Here is a 21,719-nt window from a genome sequence, read left to right as displayed (position 1 = left end):
TCCCCCGAACCAGACGCGCTGATTCGGGGGGAGTTTGTTTTCAGTGTCGGGGTTTTTCCCGGAGGGGATCAGACCGCGAAGCTTTCTCCACAGCCGCATTCACGGCTGGCATTCGGATTGTTGAAGGCAAAACCGGTTCCGCTCAGCCCGCCGGTGAACTCCAGGGTGGAATTACAGAGGTAGAGGAAGGACTTCAGGTCACAAACGACCGTAACGTCATTATCCTCAAAAACCTGATCTCTTTCCTTCAGTTCGTTATCGAAGTCGAGTTGGTAGGTCAGTCCGGAACAACCGCCGCTGGTGATGGTCGCCCGTAGGAAATAGTCTTCCGTCAGCCCTTTGGCTTCCCGAATGCTGTTCAGCCGCTGTTTGGCGCTGTCCGCTACGTACAACATGGTGGAGGTGGTTTTAATTCAGAAATACGGATGCCCGTACCAGACTAGTGGTGGGCATCGGCGGGAACGGTAACCGTGATGCCGTTCTTCTCCTGATAGTCTTTGATGGCGCTCTTGATGGCGTCTTCGGCCAGCACGGAGCAGTGGATTTTTACCGGAGGCAGGGCCAGTTCTTCCACGATGGCCATATTGTCGATGGCCAATGCTTCGTCAACACTCTTGCCCTTGAGCCACTCCGTAGCCAGGCTGGAGCTGGCGATGGCAGAGCCACAGCCAAAGGTCTTGAACTTGGCGTCGGTAATTTTTTGCGTTTCGGGATCAACCTGAATCTGGAGGCGCATCACGTCACCACATTCGGGAGCCCCTACCAGGCCGGTACCAACGGTTTCGGCATTTTTGTCAAGGGTACCTACGTTGCGTGGGTTCTTGAAATGATCCAGTAGTTTATCGCTGTAAGCCATGATTTTTTAATTGAATGCTTGCGGAGAATTGTTAGTTAAGTAACGTATGAAGCCGCAGGAAAGATTAATGCACTTTCCCGATGACCGGGTTTAGTGCTCGCTCCACTCGACGGCGTCGAGGTCAACCCCTTCCTTGTACATTTCCCAAATGGGGGAGAGGTCACGCATGTGGTTTACCCCTTCCGTTACCCGCTTGATGGTTTCGTCGATGTCTTCTTCGGTCGTGAATCGTCCGAGGCTGAAACGAAGACTGGAGTGCGCCAGGTCGTCTCCGAGGCCGAGGGCTACGAGTACGTAGCTGGGCTCAAGGCTGGCCGACGTACAGGCGGAGCCGGAAGACAGGGCGATGTTCTGGTTGAAGGTCATCATGAGTCCTTCTCCCTCCACGTGCTTGAAGCTGATGTTGGTTACGTGGGGCATGCGGTGCTCCACACTACCGTTAACGTAGGCTTCTTCGAGGTTTTCGAGGAGCGCAGCTTCCAGCTTGTCGCGGAGCTTGCTCAGACGAGCAGCGTCTTCGTGCATTTGTTCCTTGGCGATGGCCGCAGCTTTGCCGAAGCCAACGATGCCGGGAACGTTGAGTGTTCCGGAGCGCATGCCGCGCTCGTGGCCGCCACCGTCCATCTGGCTGGTCACCTTCACCCGGGGATTCTTCCGGTTGACGAAAAGCGCACCAACACCCTTGGGGCCATACATCTTGTGGCTCGTGAAGGCCATCAGGTGGATACCGAGTTCCTTGGGGTCCACGGGAATCTTACCCACGGCCTGCGTGGCATCGGACATGAAGAGTACGCCGTGCTTGGCGCAGATCTCCCCGATTTCCTTCATCGGTTGAATGACGCCGGTTTCGTTGTTGGCCCACATGATGGACACGAGGATGGTGTTGTCCTTGATGGCCGCCTCGAGTTCCTCGAGGTTGATGAGGCCCTCCCGGTCAACGTCCAGGTAAGTGACTTCACCACCGTCCTTCTCAATCTTCTTACAGGCATCCAGCACGGCTTTGTGCTCCGTCTTCGCGGTGATGATGTGGTTGCCCTTGCGGCTGTACATCTCAAATACACCCTTGAGGGCGAGGTTGTCGGATTCCGTGGCGCCGCTCGTGAAAATGATTTCGCGGGGGTCAACGTTAATCAGATCCGCAATCTGCTGACGGGCGGTGTCGACGGCTTCCTCGGCTACCCAACCAAAGGGGTGGTTGCGGCTGGCCGCGTTACCGGGATTCTCGTAGAAGTAAGGAATCATGGTTTCCACTACCCGGGGGTCGGTTGGCGTAGTAGCGTTATTGTCGAGATATATTAGGCGCTGGCCCATGAAATGAGATTTTCTGTTCGCGATAGTAATGCAAAGGACAAAGGTAACACCCTTATTCCCGGTTTGGTTTCGACCGGGTAAAAGGAATACTATCCAATACCCATCGGGTATCCGAAGTATGAATGCAGAACTGCCGGAAAGCGCCCCGAATCACCTGATAATCAGGTGCGGTACGGTAGCCAGCTCCCAGTCGATGACGAGTCCTCCCGCCAGAGATCGGGCGATGCTGTCGCCGTATAAATGTTCGGCCAGATAGAGGGCCGCCTCGAAGGATTTTGCCCCTCCCGCACTGGTGATGTATTTGCCGTCGTGAACGAACAGTACTCCGTCCCGGACGTCGAGGTCCGGAAATCGGGTCCGCATCTTCTCCACGTCACTGGGGAAGGTGGTGGAGACCTTGCCGTCCAGGAGTCCGGCGGCCGCCAGCACGAAGGCACCGTCGCAGTGGCTGGTGACGAACTGGGCGTCGCGGTCGACGCGACGGACGAAGTCGAGCATCTCTTCATTCTCCAGGTCGGTATCCAAATGGTGTTCGGCACTGGGCACCACGAGGATGTCGATGCGGGGCAGGGAGTCTTGCCGGTAACTGAGGTCCGGCAAGATGCGCATCCCCTCGAAGGTGGTTACGGGGGCACGGTCGGCGGCCACGGTGAAGGTCCGCATCGGCCGGATGCCCTCCCGGAAGATGGTGTGCTGAAAGATGTCGTAGGGGGCCGTCAGCTCGGTATTGTAGACGCCGTCCATGATGAGGAGGGCCACGTTGTAGAACTCCTCGTTGGGGTCACCGAAATCCGGCGGCGGTTCCACGGCGGATGCGGGGGCGACGTCGCGCAGGTGCAAAGTATTATCGGTCTCGCCGCAGGCGAGGAGCAAGAACAGGAGCAGAAAGGAAGAATAACGCATGGCGTAAAGGTAGCGAGGCTATGGGGCTTTATCCCGCCGGAACTACCCTGCCAGACCCCCTGAGCCGGCACCTGCGCCTGCGCCAGAATAACCCCAAAACCGCACCGGGAAAGCTACTATCGTGCCCGGAAGCAAGGTCGCTTGCGGTCACCATAACACCACTGCCGCACCAGATTTGACGGATGGCGCTGCCAAAATATGTCCGTACTATTTCAAAAATCTCCGCTGGCCTCAGGTTTTGCCTCCTTACCTTTGCCCCCATGCTGAAAATCGGATTATTTGGCGTTGGCCACCTGGGTAAAATTCATTTGAAGTGCATTCGTCTGGCGAAGGACCACTATGACCTGGTGGGTTTCTACGAAACGGACCCGGAAGTGGCCCGTCGGGTGGAGGAAGAGTTTCACCTGAAGGCCTTCGATACTCCCGAGGCCCTGATTGCGGAGGTGGACGTGATCGACGTCGTCACCCCCACCCCCAGCCATTACCGCATGGTGAAGATGGCCCTCGAAGGAGGCTGCCACGTATTTGTGGAAAAACCCCTGACGGAGACCCTGGAGGAAGCAAAAGAACTGATTGAGCTGAGCCGGAAAATGAACAAGCTGGTGCAGGTGGGCCACGTGGAACGCTTCAATCCGGCGCTGTTGTCCCTCGGCGATCTGACGGTAAAACCCTACTTCATCGAGGCGCACCGCCTGGCCATGTTCAATCCCCGGGGCGTCGACGTGAGTGTGGTGCTGGACCTGATGATCCATGACCTCGACATCATCCTGAAATTGGCCAACGACGAAGTGACCGACGTACGGGCCAGCGGCGTGGCGGTGGTCAGTGAGCAGCCCGACATCGTCAACGCGCGCATCGAGTTCCGCGGTGGTGCGGTGGCCAACCTGACGGCCTCCCGGATCAGTCTGAAGAATATGCGGAAAGTCCGCCTCTTCCAGCCCGATGCCTACATCAGTCTGGACCTGCTGGAAAAAGAGAGCCAGGTCATCCGGCTCTTCGATGCCGGGGCGGCTAACATCCCCGACGAGGGGCAGCAATTCCCCCTGGAGACCCCGAAAGGCCCCCGGATCATTCACGTTGATCAACCCGATAGCGGACCGATCAACGCCATCCAGATGGAGCTGGAAAGTCTGGCGGACAGCATAAACCACAATAAACCCGCTGCGGTAAGCATCGAAGATGGCTACCGGGCGTTGGAACTGGCACACCGTATTTCGAAAGCCGTTGCGGCGAACCAACGCGACTTGCCCGCTCCTAATGTGTAAAGATTCCCCGATGAACCGTTTTTTGCTTGTCCTCACCTTTGCCTTTATCCTACTGGGTTTCACGGCCTGCCCCCCGGACGCCGAGGTGGCGCCGGCCTTCGTAGAAGTGGAGGACATTGCTCTGAGCACCAACTCCGGAGAGGGGGCCAACACCACGGCCATCACCGAGGTGTGGGTTTTTGCCAACAACTCCTTCATCGGTGCCTTTCCCCTGCCGGCCCGTATTCCGGTGGCCCGGGTAGGCAGCACCGAGTTGCGCTTTGAGGCCGGCATCCGGCAAAACGGCATCAGCCGCACCCCCGACATCTACGAATTTTACGCACCCATCACCCGCAATCTCGACCTGCAGCCCGGAAACACCATCGATCTGGGGACCCTGACCACCACCTACCGAACCGACGCCCAGTTTGCCTTCATCGAGGGCTTCGAGACGAACAGTTCGCGGGTTTTTACCGATCAGGTGGTGGGCGAAGCCACGTTAATCCCCGTTCAGGATGTCGTAAGAAGTGGAAGCTTCAGCGGTCGACTACAACTCAGCACCGATGATCCCCTGGTGGAACTCGGTACGGCCGATCCCCTGAGTGGTCTCACCGATAAGCGTCCTTACGTCTGGTTGGAAGTGGATTTCCGGAGTACGGCTCCCGTAGTCTGGGGTATCCAGGGAAACATCGGGATTGAACCCGTGCGCCTCTTTGATCCGGGCTTTCAGCCCCGGAATGAATGGACCAAAATCTACTTCAATCTGAGTGAAATAATCGTCCGTTCCACCCTGGATGAATACCGCCTCGTGCTTTCTGCCCTGCTGCCGGAGGGCAGCGAAAATGCGGAGGTTTACCTGGATAACGTAAAGCTGCTTTATTTCTAAATTTTTGTCCGAGAATACCCCCAGCACGAGGCCCGACCTGCGGCCGGACACGGTGGCCCGCCGGGCCAAAGACCGCCGTGTATACATCCTGGCCGACTTCCTGGCTGCGGGGGTGGCCTGGACCATCTTCTTCCTCTATCGTAGTCAGCAGGAGGGCAATCCTTCCGCCTGGTATGAGCTGTTGCTGGACCCCAACTACCTGTGGGGGGCCATCATGATTCCCACCGGGTGGTTACTGGCCTACGCCCTGTTTGATCAGTATCGGGACATTTATCGCCTCAGCCGACTGAGCACCTTCGTGCAGACCTTCTTTCTGTCGCTGGCGGGCGTCATGCTGTTGTTCTTCACCGTTTTGCTGGACGATGCGGTGAACAACTACCGGGAGTATTACCAGAGCCTGCTCACGCTGCTCGGCATTCATTTTCTGTTGACGGTGAGCGTGCGGATGATCCTCCTGACGGCGGCCAGCCGCCGCCTCAAGCGGGGGGAAGTCAGCTTCAATACCCTCATCGTGGGGGGAGGAGAACCCGCCCGCAACCTGTACCGCGACATTCAGGAGCAGCCCAAGGCACTGGGCTACCGCTTTGTCGGCTTCGTGGATTCCAGCCGGAAGTCCGTTCCGCCCCTGGCCGCAGACCTTCCGCTGCTCGGGAATTTGCGGCAACTGGGCCGGGTGATTGAGGAGCAGCACATCGAAGAAGCGATTATCGCCATTGAAACGAGCCAGCACAACCGCCTGCGCGAACTGCTCAACGTGCTTTTTGATTACGAGGATCGGGTGTTGGTGAAGATCATTCCGGACATGTACGACATCATGCTCGGGACGGTCAAGATGGACCACGTTTTCGGGGCCGTACTCATCGAAATCAAGCAGCATCTGATGCCGCGCTGGCAGCGGATGGTTAAGCGGGGCATCGATCTGGCCGTGTCCCTGGTGATGCTCATTGTATTGAGCCCGCTGCTGGCCTACATCGCCATCCGGGTGCGGCTCTCCAGTCCAGGGCCCATTTTTTACCAGCAGGAGCGAATTGGCCTCAACGGCACGCCCTTCAACATCGTCAAGTTTCGCTCCATGTACCTCGATGCGGAAGCGGGCGGGCCCCAGCTGAGCAGTGATAATGACAGCCGCTGCACGCCCTGGGGCGCCACGATGCGCAAGTGGAGGCTGGACGAATTGCCCCAGTTCTGGAACGTACTGCGGGGGGAGATGTCGCTCGTGGGCCCTCGCCCGGAACGACAGTACTACATCGACCTGATCAGCGCCCGGGCACCCCACTATCGTCACCTGCTGAAGGTTCGGCCCGGGATTACCAGTTGGGGGCAAGTGAAATACGGCTACGCCAGCAACGTGGAAGAGATGATTCAGCGCCTCAAGTTTGATATTCTCTACATCGAGAACCGCTCACTGAAGCTCGACTTCAAAATCCTGTTCTACACTGTCGTGGTGTTGCTGCAGGGGAAGGGGAAGTAGGCCCCTTCCGGAATTATAGAGCTTGTTTGGATTTTAGTAATCGACCTAAATTTGGCCTTTTTTAGCGCTGGCTGCGTTGGAAATATCCTCATTTAGCGCTGCTAGACTCCAGTATTCCCGCCTTGCCAGCACCAAAAAATGCTCAAATCCGGCCATAAAACCAAAAACCAAAACCCAAACAAGCTCTTATCAATCCCGTACCTTAGCGTCTATGGAAACGACCGAATTGCTCAAGCGCGTCCGCCGGATCGAAATCAAGACCAAGGGACTCAGCCGTCAGATATTTAGTGGCGAGTACCATTCGGCCTTCAAGGGGCGCGGGATGTCGTTTTCGGAGGTCCGGAATTATCAGTATGGCGACGACGTCCGCAACATCGACTGGAACGTGACCGCCCGCAGTGGCGACCCCTACGTAAAGGTCTTTGAGGAGGAGCGCGAACTGACGGTGATGCTGTTGGTGGACATCAGTAAGTCCAGTTTCTTCGGCACCACCCGTCAGCTGAAGAACGAGCTCATCACGGAAATCTGTGCGGTGCTGGCCTTTTCGGCGGCGAACAACAACGATAAGGTGGGCCTGCTGCTCTTCAGCGACCGGGTGGAAAAATTCCTGCCGCCGAAAAAGGGGCGGGGCCACGTCCTGCGGATTATCCGGGAGCTGCTGGATACTCGCCCGGAGGGAGAAGGAACGGACATCGGCCAGGCCCTGACCTATTTCACCAACATGGTGAAGAAGCGCAGTATCTGCTTCCTGGTTTCCGACTTTCTCGCCGAGGGCTACGAAACGCCGCTCAATCTTGCCGCCCGCCGTCACGATCTCGTCGGCCTGCATCTGTTTGACCCCCGCGAGCGGGAGCTGCCGGCGGTCGGACTCATCCACGCCCGCGACGCCGAAACCGGCCGCATGCAGTGGGTAGACACCGACAGCCGGCGCGTGCGCCGGAAGTACACCGAGTGGTACGACCAGCACATGGCCTATTTCCGGGATGCCTTCAAGAAAAGCGGAGCGGATACCCTCAGCGTCGAGACCACCGAAGATTACGTGAAGGAATTGCTCCGGTTCTTTAAGAGTCGGTGATTTGGTTGCTGGTTGCTGGTGGTGCCATTGTGCCAGAAAAATTAATGCGCATCCGTCGAAGGTCGTTGGTACTGGGATTGTTGCTCGGGGGTGTATTCTGCCTGCCTGCCTGTTCCCCGTCGCGCATGATTGACTTTCGGGAACCCCTGGTGCGCGTCCACGATGCGCCGCAGGGGGAGGAATTGCTGGTGTTCGTATGGGACCAGGATTCGATTTTAATGGATCGGTGGCTGGTCGGTGAGGATGTCCGGATTCCCCAAAGGGCGGTGGCGAAAATCCTGGTGCGCCGGTCATCCATTGGCTACGTTCACCAAAACGAACGTTACCAGACCATCACTGACCTACGGATTAAACGGCAATACTGGCGCCTGATCGAGGATGCGTTTTCTCGCTAGCGTCCCAGCTGAGGCTACCTCGGTCTTCCTTCTCAATTCTTCGGTCCGCTTTCTTCCCTCTTTAGCCTTCCTTCTTCTCTCTTCGGTCTTGTCTCTTCCTTCTCAATTCTTCCTTCTTCCCTCTTTGGTCTTCCTTCTTCGGCTCTTTATTCTTCCTGCTTCCGCTTCAAGCTTCGCAGCATGGCTAGGTCCTTGAAGGCCACGCGGGCTTCCTGGGCGGGGATGCCGAAGTACCGTTTGCCGCTTTCCAGGTCGTGGGAGACCCCGGTTTTGGCCAGGACGGTTACGCGGTCGCCGATGGTCAGGTTTTGTGCCAGTCCGGCCTGCCCCTGAAAGACGCACCAGTCGCCGATGGTGCAGTTGCCGGCAACTCCAACCTGGGCGGCGAAGAGGCAGTGCTGACCGATGCGGCAGTCGTGTCCGATTTGCACCATCGCGTCCATCTTGGTGCCCTTCCCAACGGTGGTGGAGGACGACACGCCCCGCGCTATGGTGCAATTGGGCCCGATTTCCACCTCATCTTCGAGGATGACGTTTCCGCCGCTGCGCCAGGGCGTCATGCCTTCGGAGGTGCGTTTGTAGTAGAAGGCTTCGCCACCGATGACGGCGCCCGGCCCGACGATGACCCCCCGGCCCAGTTCACAGCGCTCCCCGATGACGGCATTGGGGCCGATCTGGCAGTTGTCGCCGATGATGGCATTGGCCCCCACGATGGCTCCCGGAGCGATGGAGACATTGCGGCCCAGCCGTGCGGTGGGGTCCACGTGATCGGACCAGGGACGCATTGGCCGCTCTTGCCAGACCAGATCGTTGTAGTGCCGGAAGGGCTCCCGGACGATGAGCAGGGCCTTGCCCGGAGGGCATTCCCGCTTCTGATCGATGAGGATCACCGTGGCCGCGGACTGCAGGGCCGCGTCGTAGTAACGGGGATGATCCACGAAGCTCAGGTCACCGGCTTCTACGTGGTGCACTTCGTTGAGTCCGGTGATGAGTTGTTCGCCGTCTCCCACCAGGTCGGCGCCGATTTTTTCGGCCAGTTGGGCGGCCGTGAGGGGGCGGGCAATGCGCATAAGTTTTAGTTGATTACCCCTTCCAGGCGGGTTTTGTAATAGGAAACACCAGCACCGTACACCCAGCCCGTTTTGCCGTCCTGGAGTTCGATGCGCACCCAGGGAGCCCGGGGCGTGATTTCCCCCAGGTCGATCTCGTAGAGGGAATCCGTCACCTCACCGGTAAACTTCACCTCCGCGTACAGGGGCAGGCGGGCGATTATGCTGTTCTTGAGGCTGGGGCCGCGGCGCACGTTGAGGCCGTCAATGGTGGAGTACAGCACCGTCACCCGTTCGATAATCTTCTCGGCGGCGGGCACCCGCACAATGCTGTCGCCCGGCAGGGGTTGAGTCCGGGCCCGCAGCAGGGCTTCCGCCCGGGCCTCGGCCTCGGCCTGGATGCGTTGTTCTTCCTCGATGCGCGAAAGGCTGTCCAGGTAAGATTCCCGCTCGGCCTGCTCGGCGGCATTAGCGTATTCGCCGCTGTTGCGGTTACACTGCTGCATGGCCCAGATCAGGAAGATCAGGGTGATCAGGGAAACGATGATGAAGGGGACCAATCGGGTATTGGGCGAGCTTTCTTTCTTTGCCATGGTGGACATTCCTTAGGTACGGACAAAGGTAAGCGACACGAGCTGAACGTAACTTTTGGGGAGCATACAATTTGGGCGATCACCGCAGGTGCAATGTAATGGAATCCTCGCGCTCTGCCGGGATGCAGTGTAATGGAATCCTCGCGACGGCTCATATGTTAGCGCCAGGATTGGTAAAGGTGGTTTTGCCGGTCCTCCGAGCAGTCTTTACTGGGCCATCGGCCCGGCTTGCTGCTCGTAGGTCTCGGCGTAGATAGCAAAACTATTCCAGGTTTTATCAACCCGAACAGCCTACGCCTTTCCCGGTCAGGGAGTATTGGGTGAATTCTCCCGCTCTTCCACCAGGGCCAACCACCGGTCCCGGGCTTCGCCCTTGAGGACGCGGGGGATTTTGCTCTGTCCGTTGACCTGGCCGCTGCGACGCACCCATTCGTAGAAATAGGACAGGGGCACCACCTTCACCTTAATTTGGAGGGCCGTTTTGCGTTCGGACTGGTAGTCGTCGTTGACGGCTCCGAGGGCCGCGTCCAGGAGAGGAAGCACGGTTTCTGCGGTCAGGGAATCCTCCTGGGTGCCCAGGTACCATTCGTGGGCGATGTATTCGTCTTCCTTGACCGGGATGATGGTGAACTCGGGGATGCTGACCTGCAGGGATTCTTCCACGGCCAGGATGCCCGCGTTCATGTTGTCGACCGTCAGGTGTTCCGTGACGAGGTTGATGTAGTGTTTGGTGCGACCGCTGATCTGGATGACGGCATTGTCCACGTCGGTGAAGCGCACCGTATCGCCGATTACGTAGCGCCAGGCACCGCTGCAGGAGCTGATGACCATGGCGTAGTCATGGCCCGCTTCCACCTCCGGAAGGACGAGGGCCCGGGCGCCGGGACGGACGTTACCCTCGTCGTCGAAGTTGCTTTCGTTGAAGGGCAGGAATTCGTAGAAGATGCCGTTGTCCAGCAGCAACTGCATGCCGTCTACTTCCGGATAGCGCTGAAAGGCAAACATGCCCTCGCTGGCCAGGTAGGTGTTCATGTACTTGATCGGGTGGCCGATGAGCCGTTCGAAGCTTTTCACGTAGGGCTGGTAGGCTACGCCACCGCTGACGAGGAGCTCCAGCTCCGGCCAGATTTCGGAAATGGTTTTCAGCTGGTGCAGCTCGCAGATGCGCTCCAGCGTCAACTGAATCCAGTGGGGGATGCCGACGAGGACGGAGATGTTCCACTCGGGCGCGTGCCGGGCGATTTCTTCCATCCGGTCGTCGAAGTTCTCGATGTGGGCGATGCGCCGCCCGGGTTTGTAGAACCCCCGGGCCCAGAGGGGCTGCTCGCGGGCGTTGATGCCGCTGAGGTAACCGAGGTGACGCTTGCCTTCGTGGGCCAGTTTGGTGGTGCCGCCGATGGCTAGCCAGGAACCGGTGTAGATGTCTTCACTGAGGCCGTAGTTTGGGAAACTGGCGAACATCCGAAAGGCGCCGCGACTGAGGCGGCGGAGCATGTCATCGGTAATGGGGATGTATTTCGTCCGGGCGTTGCTGGTGCCACTGCTGAGGGCGAAGTATTCCGTCCCTCCGGGCCAGGTGATGTTGGCTTTCCCCTCGTAGACCCGGCGCCACCAGGGCTCAAACAACCCCTCGTAATCGACGATGGGTACCTCCCGCCGGAACCGTTCCAGAGGATCTGTCTCCCCGAGCATACCGACAAAATCGTAGGCGCGTCCGAAGACCGTTTTACGGGCCTTTTTGAGCAGCTTGCGCAGGGTGCGCTGCTGGGCGGGCCAGGGTGGCCGGCGGCGGAAGGGCAGTTTATTGGTGGTTTCGAGGGCAAGCTCGATCACGCGGTCGATTAGCATTGAGGAAAATTAGGAAGAAAATGACGGGAGAGTGCGAATTGGGAAGTTATTTCTGGACTAATTATTCGGGGGACCGCGAAAGCGGCAAGATCATCCGCTGCGTTAACGAGCACTAGGAGGCAGAGGCATCATGTGCCGGGCGGCCGTGCGCTGAACCTGACGTATAGATACGTCTGTACGTCAGGTGCCGCTCGATCAATCGGCACATAAAATTTTTTGGAAAGAGGGGCGGAAGTCGTACTTCTACATATTTACGTTGGCGGAGAGCATCCCGTTCTTGTCGTACTTCTACGTATCTACGTCGTGGGGGAAAATCTCGCCCCTGTCGTACTTCTACATATCTACTCACAAAACGGAAACAGCGAAATTTCGATCTAGAGTACGGGGTGAACAACGAACCCAACACGGCTTTAGGATAATTCCCGGCACCCGCGCGCCGCGCCCAAATACTCAGCTGAAGCGACGCCATAACATTCAGAGCGACGGCTGAGCCCCAGCACCCTAAGCTTACCCGAGCCTGACAAAAAAATCCCGTTTCTCCCCAACAATTTTTTGCCACCTCCGATTAAATAAACGATGCAAGCGCGCCACTACTCTCAGCTCTATCGGCGGTTGCGGGACGTTGACCCCCGCGACTACCAGCGGATCATCCGCATGTACGAGGAAAAGGAGACCGAAATCGGTCGGTTGGACGTGGTGGAACACTTTGAACTAACGACCTACTACGTGGATGCCCTCTTCCACACGGGGGCATATCGCCAGCACCAAATGATGGTGGATCTGGTGATCCAGGCGTCCATCGCCCACAACATCCGTCGGGTCCCCGGTATCGAACCGGACGTTTTCCATCATCTCCTGTTTCGCAAGGCGGCCAGCGCCTACCGTTTGCAGGACTACGACACGGCCATCTACGTGGCCCAAGAGTTGATCCGGATGTGTCCGGAAGAAGAAATTTACGTCCGTTTTCTGCGGGCGGCGCTGTTCAAGGAACAAAAATCCACCCTGCAGTTCGGCCGGGCGTCCTTTATTTTCTGTATGTTGATGACGGCCCTGGTCATTACGTTGGACCTGCTGGTGGTGAAGCATTTTTATCCTGCCGGAACGGAGGCCATGCAGTGGCTCACCATTGATCTGTGGGTCATCGGGCTCCTGTTGCTGGTAGGATCTTACGGATATGCGTACTTTCGGGCAGAGCGCTACGCCCATCAGTTCCAGCGTAGCCAACCAAACAAATAGCTGCCGGCACTTGCTGGTGATTACAGAACCAAAAACCACCCACACAAGATGAAACCTACTTTAGTAATTCTCGCTGCCGGAATGGGAAGCCGTTATGGCGGACTCAAACAGATTGACGGCGTTGGCCCCAGCGAAGAGGGCATCATTGAATACTCCATTTATGACGCCATCCGCGCCGGGTTTGGAAAAGTAGTCTTCATCATTCGCAAAGACATCGAGGCGCCCTTCCGCGAAAAGTTCGACGGTAAGTTTGGCGATAAAATCGAAGTAGCCTACGCCTTCCAAGGAATGGACAGCTACGTGCCCGCTGACGTGGACCACACCAAGCGGGAAAAGCCCTGGGGCACCAGCCACGCCATGCTTGTGGCCAAGGAAGTGGTCAACGAGCCCTTCGCGGTCATCAACGCCGACGACTACTACGGCACCAAGGCCTTCCAGAAAATGGCCTCCTTCCTCGTTGCCGAAGCCAGTCCCGAACTCTTCAGCATGGTGGGCTACGTGCTGCACCGTACGCTCTCGGACCACGGCACGGTGAACCGTGGCGTAACGGTCGTGGCGGAAGACTACCTCCTGCAGGACGTTAACGAACGACTCAAGATTCAGCGCGGTGACGATAATAAGGTAACCTACCTGGGCGAAGACGGCCACCGCTACGAACTGGCCGACGATTCCGTGGTCTCCATGAACTTCTGGGGCTTTCACCCCTCCATCTTCGACCGTATTGAATCCGACTTTCAGGATTTCGCCCGGGACAATCAGGACAACCCCCGCGCCGAATACCTCATCCCCGAACTGGTGGACGGTATGATCAAGGAAGGTTCCGCCAAGGTTAAGGTGCTCGTCTCCGACGACCGCTGGTACGGCGTAACCTATCAGGAGGATAAGCCCAAGGTCCAGGAGGCTTTTGCCCTGCTGGTGGCCGAGAATACCTATCCGAGTCCGCTGTTTGACTAAATAATTTGTCGAATACAAAAGCTCAATCCGCTCCGTGGCGTGCTGCTACGGAGCGGATTTTTTATGGTGGCTGTGGAATCCGTATTCCTCCTGCGTCCCTAAGGCGATCAATGACCAGGGACGGCATTACACGTCGTCCAACAATCCGCCTTACTCCATGAAACAGTTACTCTTTGCTCTTGCGCTCATCGCGGTATGCTCCGCCTTCGTCAGCGTAAATGATTCTTCCCTCGCATCATCTGCGGAAATTGCGGTAGATCCCGCTCCTGCTTCCGTAAACGTGTTTGTCCACATCAGCGCGGTGAAAGTTGGAGCCAGGGGACTGAAAACCGCCAGGATCACCAAAATTGTCCTGGCGAAGGACGGGGTGGAAGGCAAGAATACGTTCCGGGCCAGTCTAAAACGGGTGGATGGTCTGCTGCAATTTGAAATTCAGATGAAGCAAAAAGTCGATCGACTCGTGATGCCGGAGGGCTTCGTGCTGTCTGACCGGATTTCCCGCTTGCTGGGTGTCCCAAAAGGGGTGGTGATGTCGGGCGGTTCGACCATGGTACGCTCGGCCGATGGCCTCCTGCAGTTTGAAATTCAGTAAGGAGCGCTTCCTGGGCTCAGCGGCCATCAGCAAACATGAAAATCCACTCTTTGGTGTTCCGGCCTGGAGTGGATTTTTATTTTTTGGGGACCAAATTTCCGGAAGTACCGTAGGCTCCCTCAATCCCTCCGGACCAATTTTCGGTAGAAATGACGGTAGTGAGCCGCATATTGGTGACAAATAGACGGAGGAGCAGCCTAATTGTCATGGAAATGTCAGCTCCATTTTTTGTAATGGCTTCCTCAATGGGAATGAAGTTTGGAGGCCGTGGGTAAAACACCGACTATGAAAGTTACCCCCACCCGGAATTGGAAGAAGATTTTCCTGATTACCCTACTTCTCGTGTTTTCTGCCCTAGCGGTATTCCTCTTCGTCAATAGAGATAAGTTTACCTACGTAGGGTCGATCGACATTGTCGAGGTTGATTGCGCTACACAGGCACAAACGCTGGAAGAAGTCTTTGAACGAGATCAAAGGGTTAGAAAAGAAAAGGTTCCCTTTAAAGAATTTGCACAGGTGGACCACGAAAATCAGGAGCTGGTCGTGAGCATCCTGGAAAAATGCGGGATGCCCACCCTGGAGGAGGTTTCCAAGAAGGAACTGTACACCGTTTGGCTGGTCCTCCAGCATTCGCGGCCTCAGATTAGGGCAAAATATTTTCCACTCATTGAGGAGGCCGTCAATCGGGGGGAATTGGGCAAAAGCCAATACGCCCTGATGAAGGACCGCATCCTCATGGACCAGGGCGAGCCACAACTATACGGTTCTCAAATCAAGAATGGCGAATTGTATGATTTGCAGGACCCCGAAACCGTCAACGAACGACGTGCGGAAATGGGCCTGGAGCCCCTAAAAGTGTATTTGAAGCGATTCGACATCAATTATGATGAGTGACCCCGCCGTGGCTTTCTGCGTACCTTGACTTCTAAAAGCCATGACGTTTAGGGAAGCACGGCGGCAGGATGTTCCCGCCCTGGTCGAGATGATTGCGGACGATAAGCTGGGCGCCACGAGGGAAGACTACCGAAACCCCCTGCCGGAAGAATACTACCGGGCGTTCGACAACATTCAGCGCGACGAAAACCAGGAACTGATCGTGGTGGAGCACGGGGACGGAAAAATCATCGGCACCCTTCAGCTATCCTTCATCCAGTACCTGACCTACCGGGGAGGCGTTCGGGCGCAGATCGAAGCGGTGCGCATTCATCGGGACTACCGGGGCCAGCAAATCGGGGAAGCGATGTTTTCATGGGCCATCGCCCAGGCAAAAGCCCGGGGCGCCCACCTGCTGCAACTGACCACGGATAAGCAGCGACCGGACGCCCTGAGGTTCTACGAAAGGCTGGGCTTCCGGGCTTCGCACGCGGGGATGAAGCTGCATTTTTGAGCTTTTGTGCCCAAAGCAAATGGTTTGGAGCATCAGGTGTCAACCATGGTGATACATTGCCGAAGGCAATGGCTATTTTACGCACAACCGAAACAAAACATGCCACAAAAACCCACCCAACCCCTGCCCGTCTTGCTCCTCTCCCTCACCCTGGCCTTTCTGGTGGGGTGCGCGGATGCCACCGAAAATCAGGCGGACGTAACGGTTTCGCACGACCAGGAAAAAGCCGCCATCCTCGCCACCCTCAACGCCGAGACTCGGGCGGCCTTCCAGCGGGACTACGAATTGTGGCAAACGAAGTGGGTCCATGACCCCAGCGTAACCAAAACCTACCTGAACTTCGCGGACAGCACCTTTTCGGAGTCCATCGGCTGGGAAGCCATCAACCAGTTCGTGGTGGACTACTTCGCCTCCCATCCGGAGCCCGAGCCCGTTCCGGAGATGCTGAGCGACATCAACGTGCGCCTTTACGAAACCGGTGCCTGGGTCACCTACGAACAACGGGATGCCCTGCGCGGCAGAAAACGGGAAACCCGACTGATGGAAAAGGTCGACGGGACTTGGCGTATCGCGGGAATGCAAACGACCATCTATGGGCGGGAGGCGGAGAAATAATTTCAAAAACCACCCGGCATTCTCCAGACGAAATAAGTGGAATATTTACTGAATTCAGTGGTATTTTTGATGTTGGGATCGACGCGAAATATTGGGGCGAACAACCAATCAATGAAATTGGGGTAATGTCCTGAAGTATAATTTTTTAGGAGTGTTTTCGCCGTCAGGTTTTGACGGGCCACTTACCCGCGCCGGGTCCCGACACAAAAAAGAAAAATGATACATCCCAATACCGAATTAAAGTTCATCAGTGAACAGGTTGGATACGGTGTTTTCGCAACCTTGGATATCCCGGAAGGAACGATTGTCTACGTGAAGGATAGCCTTGAATTAGTGGTGAGTCCGACGGATTACCTGATGCATTCCGAGGACATGAAGGAAGTAATTGAAAAGTACTCCTACATTGACGAAAAAGGCGACCGAATCATCAGTTGGGACTTTGCCAAGTACGTCAACCACTGCTGCAACTGCAATTCCATCAGCACCGGTTACGGTTTTGAAATTGCCATCAGGGACATCAAGAAGGGGGAACAAATCACGGACGAATACGGGATCTTTAACCTCGATCAGCCGATGAGTCTGGTCTGCGGGGAGCCACACTGCCGGAAAGAGATCAAACCTTCGGACTTTGATGACTACCATCAGGAATGGGACGAAAAAATTCGGCGTTCAATCGTTAAGTTGTTTGCGGTAGAGCAACCCCTGATGCCATTTATTGACGTAGCGACCAGGGAGGAACTGGATGAGCTGTTCCGGAATCCGAAAAGCTACAAGTCCGTTTATGCCCTGAAATATCAAAAAATGCCGATCGGTAACGATACCGGGAAGTACTAATCAGTAACTCTTCACCGTAAACCCGAAGGTCAGTTGCCGGTCCTGCTGCTCCTGCCCCGCAACAACGATGCTCTCGAAGGTGCTCAGGTAGTTGATTTTAAAGTTGACGTGTTTCCAGAGGGGAAAATCCAGGCTGAAATCCGCCCGCCAGCGGAAGTTATCACTCTGGCGGAGGGAGGGTTGAAAGTAGTTGACGTGGGTGAAGATGGTCTTGCCGTCAAAGAGCGCATACCGCCCGTGCATCCACAGCGTTCCCCGCACCGTCTCGATCGTGGCGTTGCCGTCGTAGGCGGACCGGTTGAAGTCCATCCGATCAAAGTTGGTCCGCTCAAACTCCGCGGAAAGGGACACCTTTAGCCAGTGGTCCTTCTCGCCCAGCGCCCGATACGTGACCCCGCTGCCCAGCAGGTAGCGCAGCGCAATGGCTCGCCGGAAGTTAGTGCTGACGAAGCCCAGCAGTTGCGGGTAGAATTTCTTCTCGGGGTTGATGTAGAGGAAGTTCAGGCTCAGGATGTCCTCGTCGGCCTTCATCCGGCCAAAGGCCTGGTAAACGTAGGAATTCTGGGTTTTGAAAACCCAGTTTTTCCAGGGCTTGAAGGCCAGTCCCGATTGGGCCCGGAAGATCAACGTTTCCACGTTACCGCCCTGGTAGAAACCGGTGAGGGACAGGTCCGCCCGAAAGTCGAGGGTATCGCTTTCGTTGATCTGGGCCGCCAGCAGGGCGGGAAAGAAAAGCCAGGCGTAGAGTAGTGTTCTCATCCCGTTGGGGGTTAGGATTGGCGAATGGTAGGGAGCGCTAATCGGGGAAATGGTGTCTGGTGGTCCGGAGGCGAAGTCTACCTGACTGGTGGCGGGCAGAGTGCTATTCCACGACCGTACTGACCTCCGCTTCCGGATCCGTAATCCAGTCGCTCCAGCTGCCGGGGTAGAGCAGTGGGATGTCACCGAAAGCCACGGTGTAGGCTAGGATGTTGTGGCAGGCCGTGACGCCGGACCCGCAGTAAAAAACGGTGTGGTCCGCACCCCGATCCAGGGGGGCAAAGCGTGCACGCAGGGCTTCCGGTTGCCTGAGTTTACCGTCTTCCAGATTGTCCGGCCAGGGGAGGTTGATGGCGCCCCCGATGTGCCCCGCCACGGGATCAATCGGTTCGGCTTCGCCGCGGTAACGGGGCGTGGTGCGGGAGTCGACTAGGGTCCATTCCGGGTCGTGGCGGAGTCGATTGATTTGGGCGCGGGCGCGGGTGCCAAGGATACCTCCCGGAGCCAGGTGCCCGGCGATCTCCGTTCCCGCAGTGGGCAGCGGGCGATCGCCCGCCTCCAGCCTTCCCCCCGCTGCGGTCCAGGCGGCGATGCCGCCGTTCAGAACGGCCACCGCCTCGTGCCCTAGGTGGCGAAGCATCCACCAGGCGCGGGCGGCGATGCCGCCGCCCTTATCGTCGTAGACCACCACCTGGGTCCCTGGGCCCAGGCCCAGGGCGGTCATCCGCCGGGCAAAATTGTCCATATCCGGCAGGGGGTGTCGCCCGGTGACCCCGGGCCGGATGGGGCCGGAGAGGTCCTCGTCCAGGTGCAGGTGATGGGCGCCGGGCAGGTGCCCGGCCAGGTAGGCTTCCCGCCCGGCCTGGAGGTCAGACAGCTCATGGCGGCAGTCAAAAATGAGCGGAGCGGCACCCGACTCAAGCAGGTCCCGGACGTCCGCCGCTTCGATGATGGTGGAAAAAATCGTGTCAGCCATGCCCCAAGGTAATGGCCCTCCGGGTTTTATGGAACTCCGGATCAGGATTCAGGACTGAGGATTAAGGCTTTAGGATTAGAGCTTAAGAAAGCATCCTGAATCCTAAGTGATAAGTCAAAGGATGCACCTGCTAATTTTCGCTTAGCGGTCGTCCGACGAATTCTTTATTTCTGACGAAGTCAATATAAAGTTCGTCTGACGACTCGCGATCAATCCTAGAAACTCCTAATACTCCTTCCAGCGCTTCAGTTCCAGTTTCGCCTGGGTATCCTGGGGGGAGAATTCCCGGGAGACGTCGGAAAATTTCGGCGCGCGCCACTTGGATTCCGGCAGCACGCTGAAGCCGTAGGGTTCCGTCGGGATTCCCCAGAAGTTTTTGTCGAGCTTCCCGTTCTCGTTCACGTCGTGGTAGGCAGCCAGCGCGTACTGGCCGGAAGCGGGAAGTTTGACCGAAAAGGTAGCCTTGCCGGCCGCCGACTTTTCGGTAAAACCAATGGCGGGCGCTTCCTCGTCAAACTGATCGGCGTTCTCGTACACGGCCAGGTAGATCACACCACCTTCGGGGGCACTACTGGCTACTTTGACGGTGACCGTCTGGGGTGCCGGAGCGGAAACAAGCAGGCCGAAGAGCAATAGCAACATGGACAAAACGGTGGTGTTTAGCGTAAATGGATGACGGAAGGTAAACGCGCAGCCTGAGGGTTGGATGCACGAACACCGTTAGGGGATTCCTAAAATTTGTCCAAAAATACGCCGGCCCCGAAACCTTGCGGTTCCGGGGCCGGTACGGGCTTTTTTTACCCCTGGGGGTGGACTACACTACCTAGCAGTAGCGGTCAAAGGCCATCACGAGATTCTGGGCGATGATCTCGGCGGAACGGCCTTCGATGTGGTGGCGCTCCAGGAAGTGCACCAACTTGCCGTCTTTGAAGAGGGCAATGCTGGGACTGCTGGGCGGGTAGGGGAGCAGGTGCTCGCGGGCGGTGGCGGTTGCTTCCCGGTCCACACCGGCAAAAACGGTGAAGAGGTTATCCGGCTTCTTTTCGTTCTGAATGGCCATTTTTGCACCGGGGCGGGCGTTGGCCGCCGCGCAACCACAAACGGAATTGACCACCAACAGCGTAGTGCCTTCTTCCTTGCTGAGGGCCTCATTAACGGCGTCGGAAGATGTCAGGCTGGTAAAACCGAAGTTGGTCAGGTCCTTGGCCATGGGAATTGTCAGTTCGACCGGGTACATATTTGATGTTTTTGAAAGTTTTGTCAATTAGCCGCCGCGGCAAGTCCGTGATTCTCCGTCGGATTAACGAGATTTGCCCGGCAAGCGGGTGCATTTAGGTACAAGCGGGAAGCGGTTTTAGTTGGCCTTCCCCAATTCTCACAGCATGATTAGTATGAAATTCCGGTTATTCCTATTCCTTTTTGTGGTGTCGCTGCTTGCTACCCAGTCCTGTACGGCGGATCAGCTCCCCGAACCGAGTAGCGAACCCTGTACCGGTCAGACGATTACCTACGAGGTGGATATCCGCCCGATCGTCGAAAGCAGCTGTGCCTATGCAGGCTGCCACCTGGGCGGAGCGCCGGGAATTTACAACGACTACGACGGGCTGCTGCCCGACCTTCAAAACGGAAGCTTCCGGAACCGGGTAATCGATCAGCGCGACGATGCCGTGCGCGGCATGCCGCCCAATTACACCTCTCCGCCCAATCCTCAGGACCTCAGCGCGGAGGAACTCGAACTGATCCGGTGCTGGCTGGACGCCGGATTCCCCCGCTAAATGGATTAGACCGATATTCCGGTCGGCAAAGCACCCTCAGACTTTACAAGAACCACCCTGAATTAAGTATCGATGAAAAATCTCCTTGGCATTTTGCTATTGTTGGCCCTGACCAGCCAGCTTTCGGCCCAGCGCGAAAGGGTGTACCGCACCTTTAAGGATACCCGGGTGGTCAACCTCCACAGTGTGGAAACCCTGCCGAAGGGCAAGCTGGACGTAAGGATCAGTCACCGGTTCGGGGACTTTCTGGGCGACTTCGGTGGCTGGCCCACCTTCTACGGACTGGAGGTCGCCGAAGACGTGGCCATCGGGGCCGAATACGGATTCACCGATAACTTCAACCTGGGTATTTACCGCGCTAAGGGCGCGGGGGCCACGCCCTCCGGACAGGAAGGACTGCGGCAGAACCTCAACGCCATCATCAAGCTGAGAATGCTGCACCAGGAGAAAAACGGTTTTCCGTTCTCCTTCACTTTTGCCGGAACGACTACCTTCAGTGCCGCCCAGAAAATTGAGGGTAATGACGACCTCATCCGGAGCTTCCCCAAGTTCAGCCACCGGCTGGCCTTTAACGGCAGCTTCGTCCTGGCGCGTAAATTTTCCCCTTCCTTCAGCATGCAACTGGTGCCCGGCATCACCCACCGCAATCTGGTGCCCTTTGAGGGGGAGAACACCGTCTTCAGCATGGGAGCGGCCGGTCGCCTGCAGGTGACCAAAGTGATGGCCCTCCTGGCGGATTATAACTATACCTTCAGCAGCACCCTCACCCAGGAAAATGGCTACAGCCCCGCCCTGGGCGTGGGCTTTGAGTTTGATACGGGAGGCCACGTCTTCCAGGTCAACCTGACCAACGCAACGGGCATTTTTGAAACGGATTTTATTCCCTACACGACGACACAGTGGGGAGACGGAGAGTTTCGGATCGGTTTTACGATCAGCCGCTGGTTTAACCTTTAATCA

At 57.0% G+C, this 21,719-nt stretch carries 25 protein-coding genes; 14 read left to right on the top strand and 11 right to left on the bottom strand.

Going from position 1 to position 21,719, the window contains the following annotated elements; translation table 11 throughout:
• Positions 1-68: 68 nt before the first annotated feature.
• From E1J53_RS15810 to E1J53_RS15795, 4 genes are all read right to left on the bottom strand, one after another.
• Positions 69-395, bottom strand: coding sequence for an iron-sulfur cluster assembly accessory protein (locus E1J53_RS15810; RefSeq protein WP_134273341.1), 327 nt, complete (start codon positions 393-395; stop codon positions 69-71).
• Between the two features lie 44 nt (positions 396-439).
• A complete protein-coding gene (gene iscU / locus E1J53_RS15805; protein ID WP_134273340.1) occupies positions 440-856 on the bottom strand; it encodes a Fe-S cluster assembly scaffold IscU in 417 nt (138 codons plus the stop codon).
• Between the two features lie 90 nt (positions 857-946).
• A complete protein-coding gene (locus E1J53_RS15800) occupies positions 947-2,167 on the bottom strand; it encodes an IscS subfamily cysteine desulfurase (protein WP_134273339.1) in 1,221 nt (406 codons plus the stop codon).
• 150 nt (positions 2,168-2,317) lie between these two features.
• The gene (locus tag E1J53_RS15795; RefSeq protein WP_134273338.1) at positions 2,318-3,070 is read right to left on the bottom strand and encodes a DJ-1/PfpI family protein; all 753 of its coding nucleotides are present in this window, start codon (positions 3,068-3,070) and stop codon (positions 2,318-2,320) included.
• A 260-nt stretch (positions 3,071-3,330) separates the two neighbouring features.
• On the opposite strand from E1J53_RS15795, the gene E1J53_RS15790 reads away from it, so the two are divergent.
• The 5 genes from E1J53_RS15790 (at position 3,331) to E1J53_RS15770 (ending at position 8,141) form a co-directional block, all read left to right on the top strand.
• Entirely contained in the window at positions 3,331-4,335 is a 1,005-nt protein-coding gene (locus E1J53_RS15790) for a Gfo/Idh/MocA family protein (RefSeq protein ID WP_134273337.1), read from the top strand.
• Between the two features lie 10 nt (positions 4,336-4,345).
• Positions 4,346-5,200, top strand: a complete 855-nt coding sequence (locus E1J53_RS15785; protein WP_134273336.1) for a hypothetical protein — start codon at positions 4,346-4,348, stop codon at positions 5,198-5,200.
• A 4-nt stretch (positions 5,201-5,204) separates the two neighbouring features.
• Positions 5,205-6,671, top strand: coding sequence for a sugar transferase (locus E1J53_RS15780; protein WP_253931877.1), 1,467 nt, complete (start codon positions 5,205-5,207; stop codon positions 6,669-6,671).
• A 211-nt stretch (positions 6,672-6,882) separates the two neighbouring features.
• The gene (locus tag E1J53_RS15775) at positions 6,883-7,746 is read left to right on the top strand and encodes a DUF58 domain-containing protein (RefSeq protein ID WP_134273335.1); all 864 of its coding nucleotides are present in this window, start codon (positions 6,883-6,885) and stop codon (positions 7,744-7,746) included.
• 44 nt (positions 7,747-7,790) lie between these two features.
• Positions 7,791-8,141: a hypothetical protein gene (locus E1J53_RS15770; protein ID WP_134273334.1), complete on the top strand. Its 351-nt coding sequence runs from the start codon at positions 7,791-7,793 to the stop codon at positions 8,139-8,141.
• 146 nt (positions 8,142-8,287) lie between these two features.
• Here the strand turns inward: E1J53_RS15770 and E1J53_RS15765 are convergent, their stop codons facing one another.
• The 3 genes from E1J53_RS15765 to E1J53_RS15755 all read right to left on the bottom strand — a co-directional run bounded on the left by E1J53_RS15765 (position 8,288) and on the right by E1J53_RS15755 (position 11,631).
• Positions 8,288-9,211 (bottom strand): UDP-3-O-(3-hydroxymyristoyl)glucosamine N-acyltransferase, encoded by a 924-nt coding sequence (locus tag E1J53_RS15765; RefSeq protein ID WP_134273333.1) that lies wholly within the window; start codon positions 9,209-9,211, stop codon positions 8,288-8,290.
• A gap of 5 nt (positions 9,212-9,216) precedes the next feature.
• A complete protein-coding gene (locus E1J53_RS15760) occupies positions 9,217-9,783 on the bottom strand; it encodes an SH3 domain-containing protein (protein WP_173021518.1) in 567 nt (188 codons plus the stop codon).
• Positions 9,784-10,089: 306 nt separating this feature from the next.
• The gene (locus E1J53_RS15755) at positions 10,090-11,631 is read right to left on the bottom strand and encodes a GH3 auxin-responsive promoter family protein (RefSeq protein ID WP_134273331.1); all 1,542 of its coding nucleotides are present in this window, start codon (positions 11,629-11,631) and stop codon (positions 10,090-10,092) included.
• Between the two features lie 576 nt (positions 11,632-12,207).
• Between E1J53_RS15755 and E1J53_RS15750 the strand changes: the two genes are divergently transcribed.
• The 7 genes from E1J53_RS15750 (at position 12,208) to E1J53_RS15720 (ending at position 17,249) form a co-directional block, all read left to right on the top strand.
• On the top strand, positions 12,208-12,867 hold the full coding sequence (locus E1J53_RS15750; RefSeq protein ID WP_134273330.1) for a hypothetical protein: 660 nt from the start codon (positions 12,208-12,210) through the stop codon (positions 12,865-12,867).
• Between the two features lie 48 nt (positions 12,868-12,915).
• A complete protein-coding gene (locus E1J53_RS15745) occupies positions 12,916-13,821 on the top strand; it encodes a sugar phosphate nucleotidyltransferase (RefSeq protein WP_134273329.1) in 906 nt (301 codons plus the stop codon).
• A 157-nt stretch (positions 13,822-13,978) separates the two neighbouring features.
• On the top strand, positions 13,979-14,413 hold the full coding sequence (locus tag E1J53_RS15740; protein WP_134273328.1) for a hypothetical protein: 435 nt from the start codon (positions 13,979-13,981) through the stop codon (positions 14,411-14,413).
• Positions 14,414-14,698: 285 nt separating this feature from the next.
• Positions 14,699-15,307 carry a DUF6624 domain-containing protein gene (locus E1J53_RS15735; RefSeq protein WP_134273327.1) on the top strand — a complete coding sequence of 203 codons (609 nt, stop codon included), beginning with the start codon at positions 14,699-14,701 and terminating at the stop codon, positions 15,305-15,307.
• Between the two features lie 40 nt (positions 15,308-15,347).
• Entirely contained in the window at positions 15,348-15,800 is a 453-nt protein-coding gene (locus E1J53_RS15730; protein ID WP_134273326.1) for a GNAT family N-acetyltransferase, read from the top strand.
• A 99-nt stretch (positions 15,801-15,899) separates the two neighbouring features.
• Positions 15,900-16,415 (top strand): hypothetical protein, encoded by a 516-nt coding sequence (locus E1J53_RS15725; RefSeq protein WP_134273325.1) that lies wholly within the window; start codon positions 15,900-15,902, stop codon positions 16,413-16,415.
• A 216-nt stretch (positions 16,416-16,631) separates the two neighbouring features.
• The gene (locus tag E1J53_RS15720) at positions 16,632-17,249 is read left to right on the top strand and encodes an SET domain-containing protein (protein ID WP_134273324.1); all 618 of its coding nucleotides are present in this window, start codon (positions 16,632-16,634) and stop codon (positions 17,247-17,249) included.
• On the opposite strand, the gene E1J53_RS15715 is transcribed toward E1J53_RS15720, so the two are convergent.
• From E1J53_RS15715 to E1J53_RS15700, 4 genes are all read right to left on the bottom strand, one after another.
• A complete protein-coding gene (locus E1J53_RS15715) occupies positions 17,250-18,008 on the bottom strand; it encodes a DUF481 domain-containing protein (RefSeq protein WP_134273323.1) in 759 nt (252 codons plus the stop codon).
• Between the two features lie 103 nt (positions 18,009-18,111).
• Positions 18,112-18,984: a sulfurtransferase gene (locus E1J53_RS15710; protein ID WP_134273322.1), complete on the bottom strand. Its 873-nt coding sequence runs from the start codon at positions 18,982-18,984 to the stop codon at positions 18,112-18,114.
• Between the two features lie 225 nt (positions 18,985-19,209).
• A complete protein-coding gene (locus E1J53_RS15705) occupies positions 19,210-19,626 on the bottom strand; it encodes a DUF2141 domain-containing protein (RefSeq protein ID WP_134273321.1) in 417 nt (138 codons plus the stop codon).
• Between the two features lie 181 nt (positions 19,627-19,807).
• Positions 19,808-20,221 carry a BrxA/BrxB family bacilliredoxin gene (locus E1J53_RS15700; RefSeq protein ID WP_134273320.1) on the bottom strand — a complete coding sequence of 138 codons (414 nt, stop codon included), beginning with the start codon at positions 20,219-20,221 and terminating at the stop codon, positions 19,808-19,810.
• 145 nt (positions 20,222-20,366) lie between these two features.
• Between E1J53_RS15700 and E1J53_RS15695 the strand changes: the two genes are divergently transcribed.
• Both E1J53_RS15695 and E1J53_RS15690 read left to right on the top strand, forming a co-directional pair.
• Positions 20,367-20,759, top strand: coding sequence for a hypothetical protein (locus E1J53_RS15695; RefSeq protein ID WP_134273319.1), 393 nt, complete (start codon positions 20,367-20,369; stop codon positions 20,757-20,759).
• A 72-nt stretch (positions 20,760-20,831) separates the two neighbouring features.
• Positions 20,832-21,716, top strand: coding sequence for a DUF5777 family beta-barrel protein (locus tag E1J53_RS15690; RefSeq protein ID WP_134273318.1), 885 nt, complete (start codon positions 20,832-20,834; stop codon positions 21,714-21,716).
• The last annotated feature ends 3 nt before the right edge of the window (positions 21,717-21,719 follow it).

This window comes from Lewinella sp. W8, from assembly GCF_004375085.3.
Classification (GTDB): Bacteria; Bacteroidota; Bacteroidia; order Chitinophagales; family Saprospiraceae; genus Neolewinella.
Note: the sequence above shows the minus strand (reverse complement) of the source record. Positions and strands in the feature narration are given on the sequence as shown.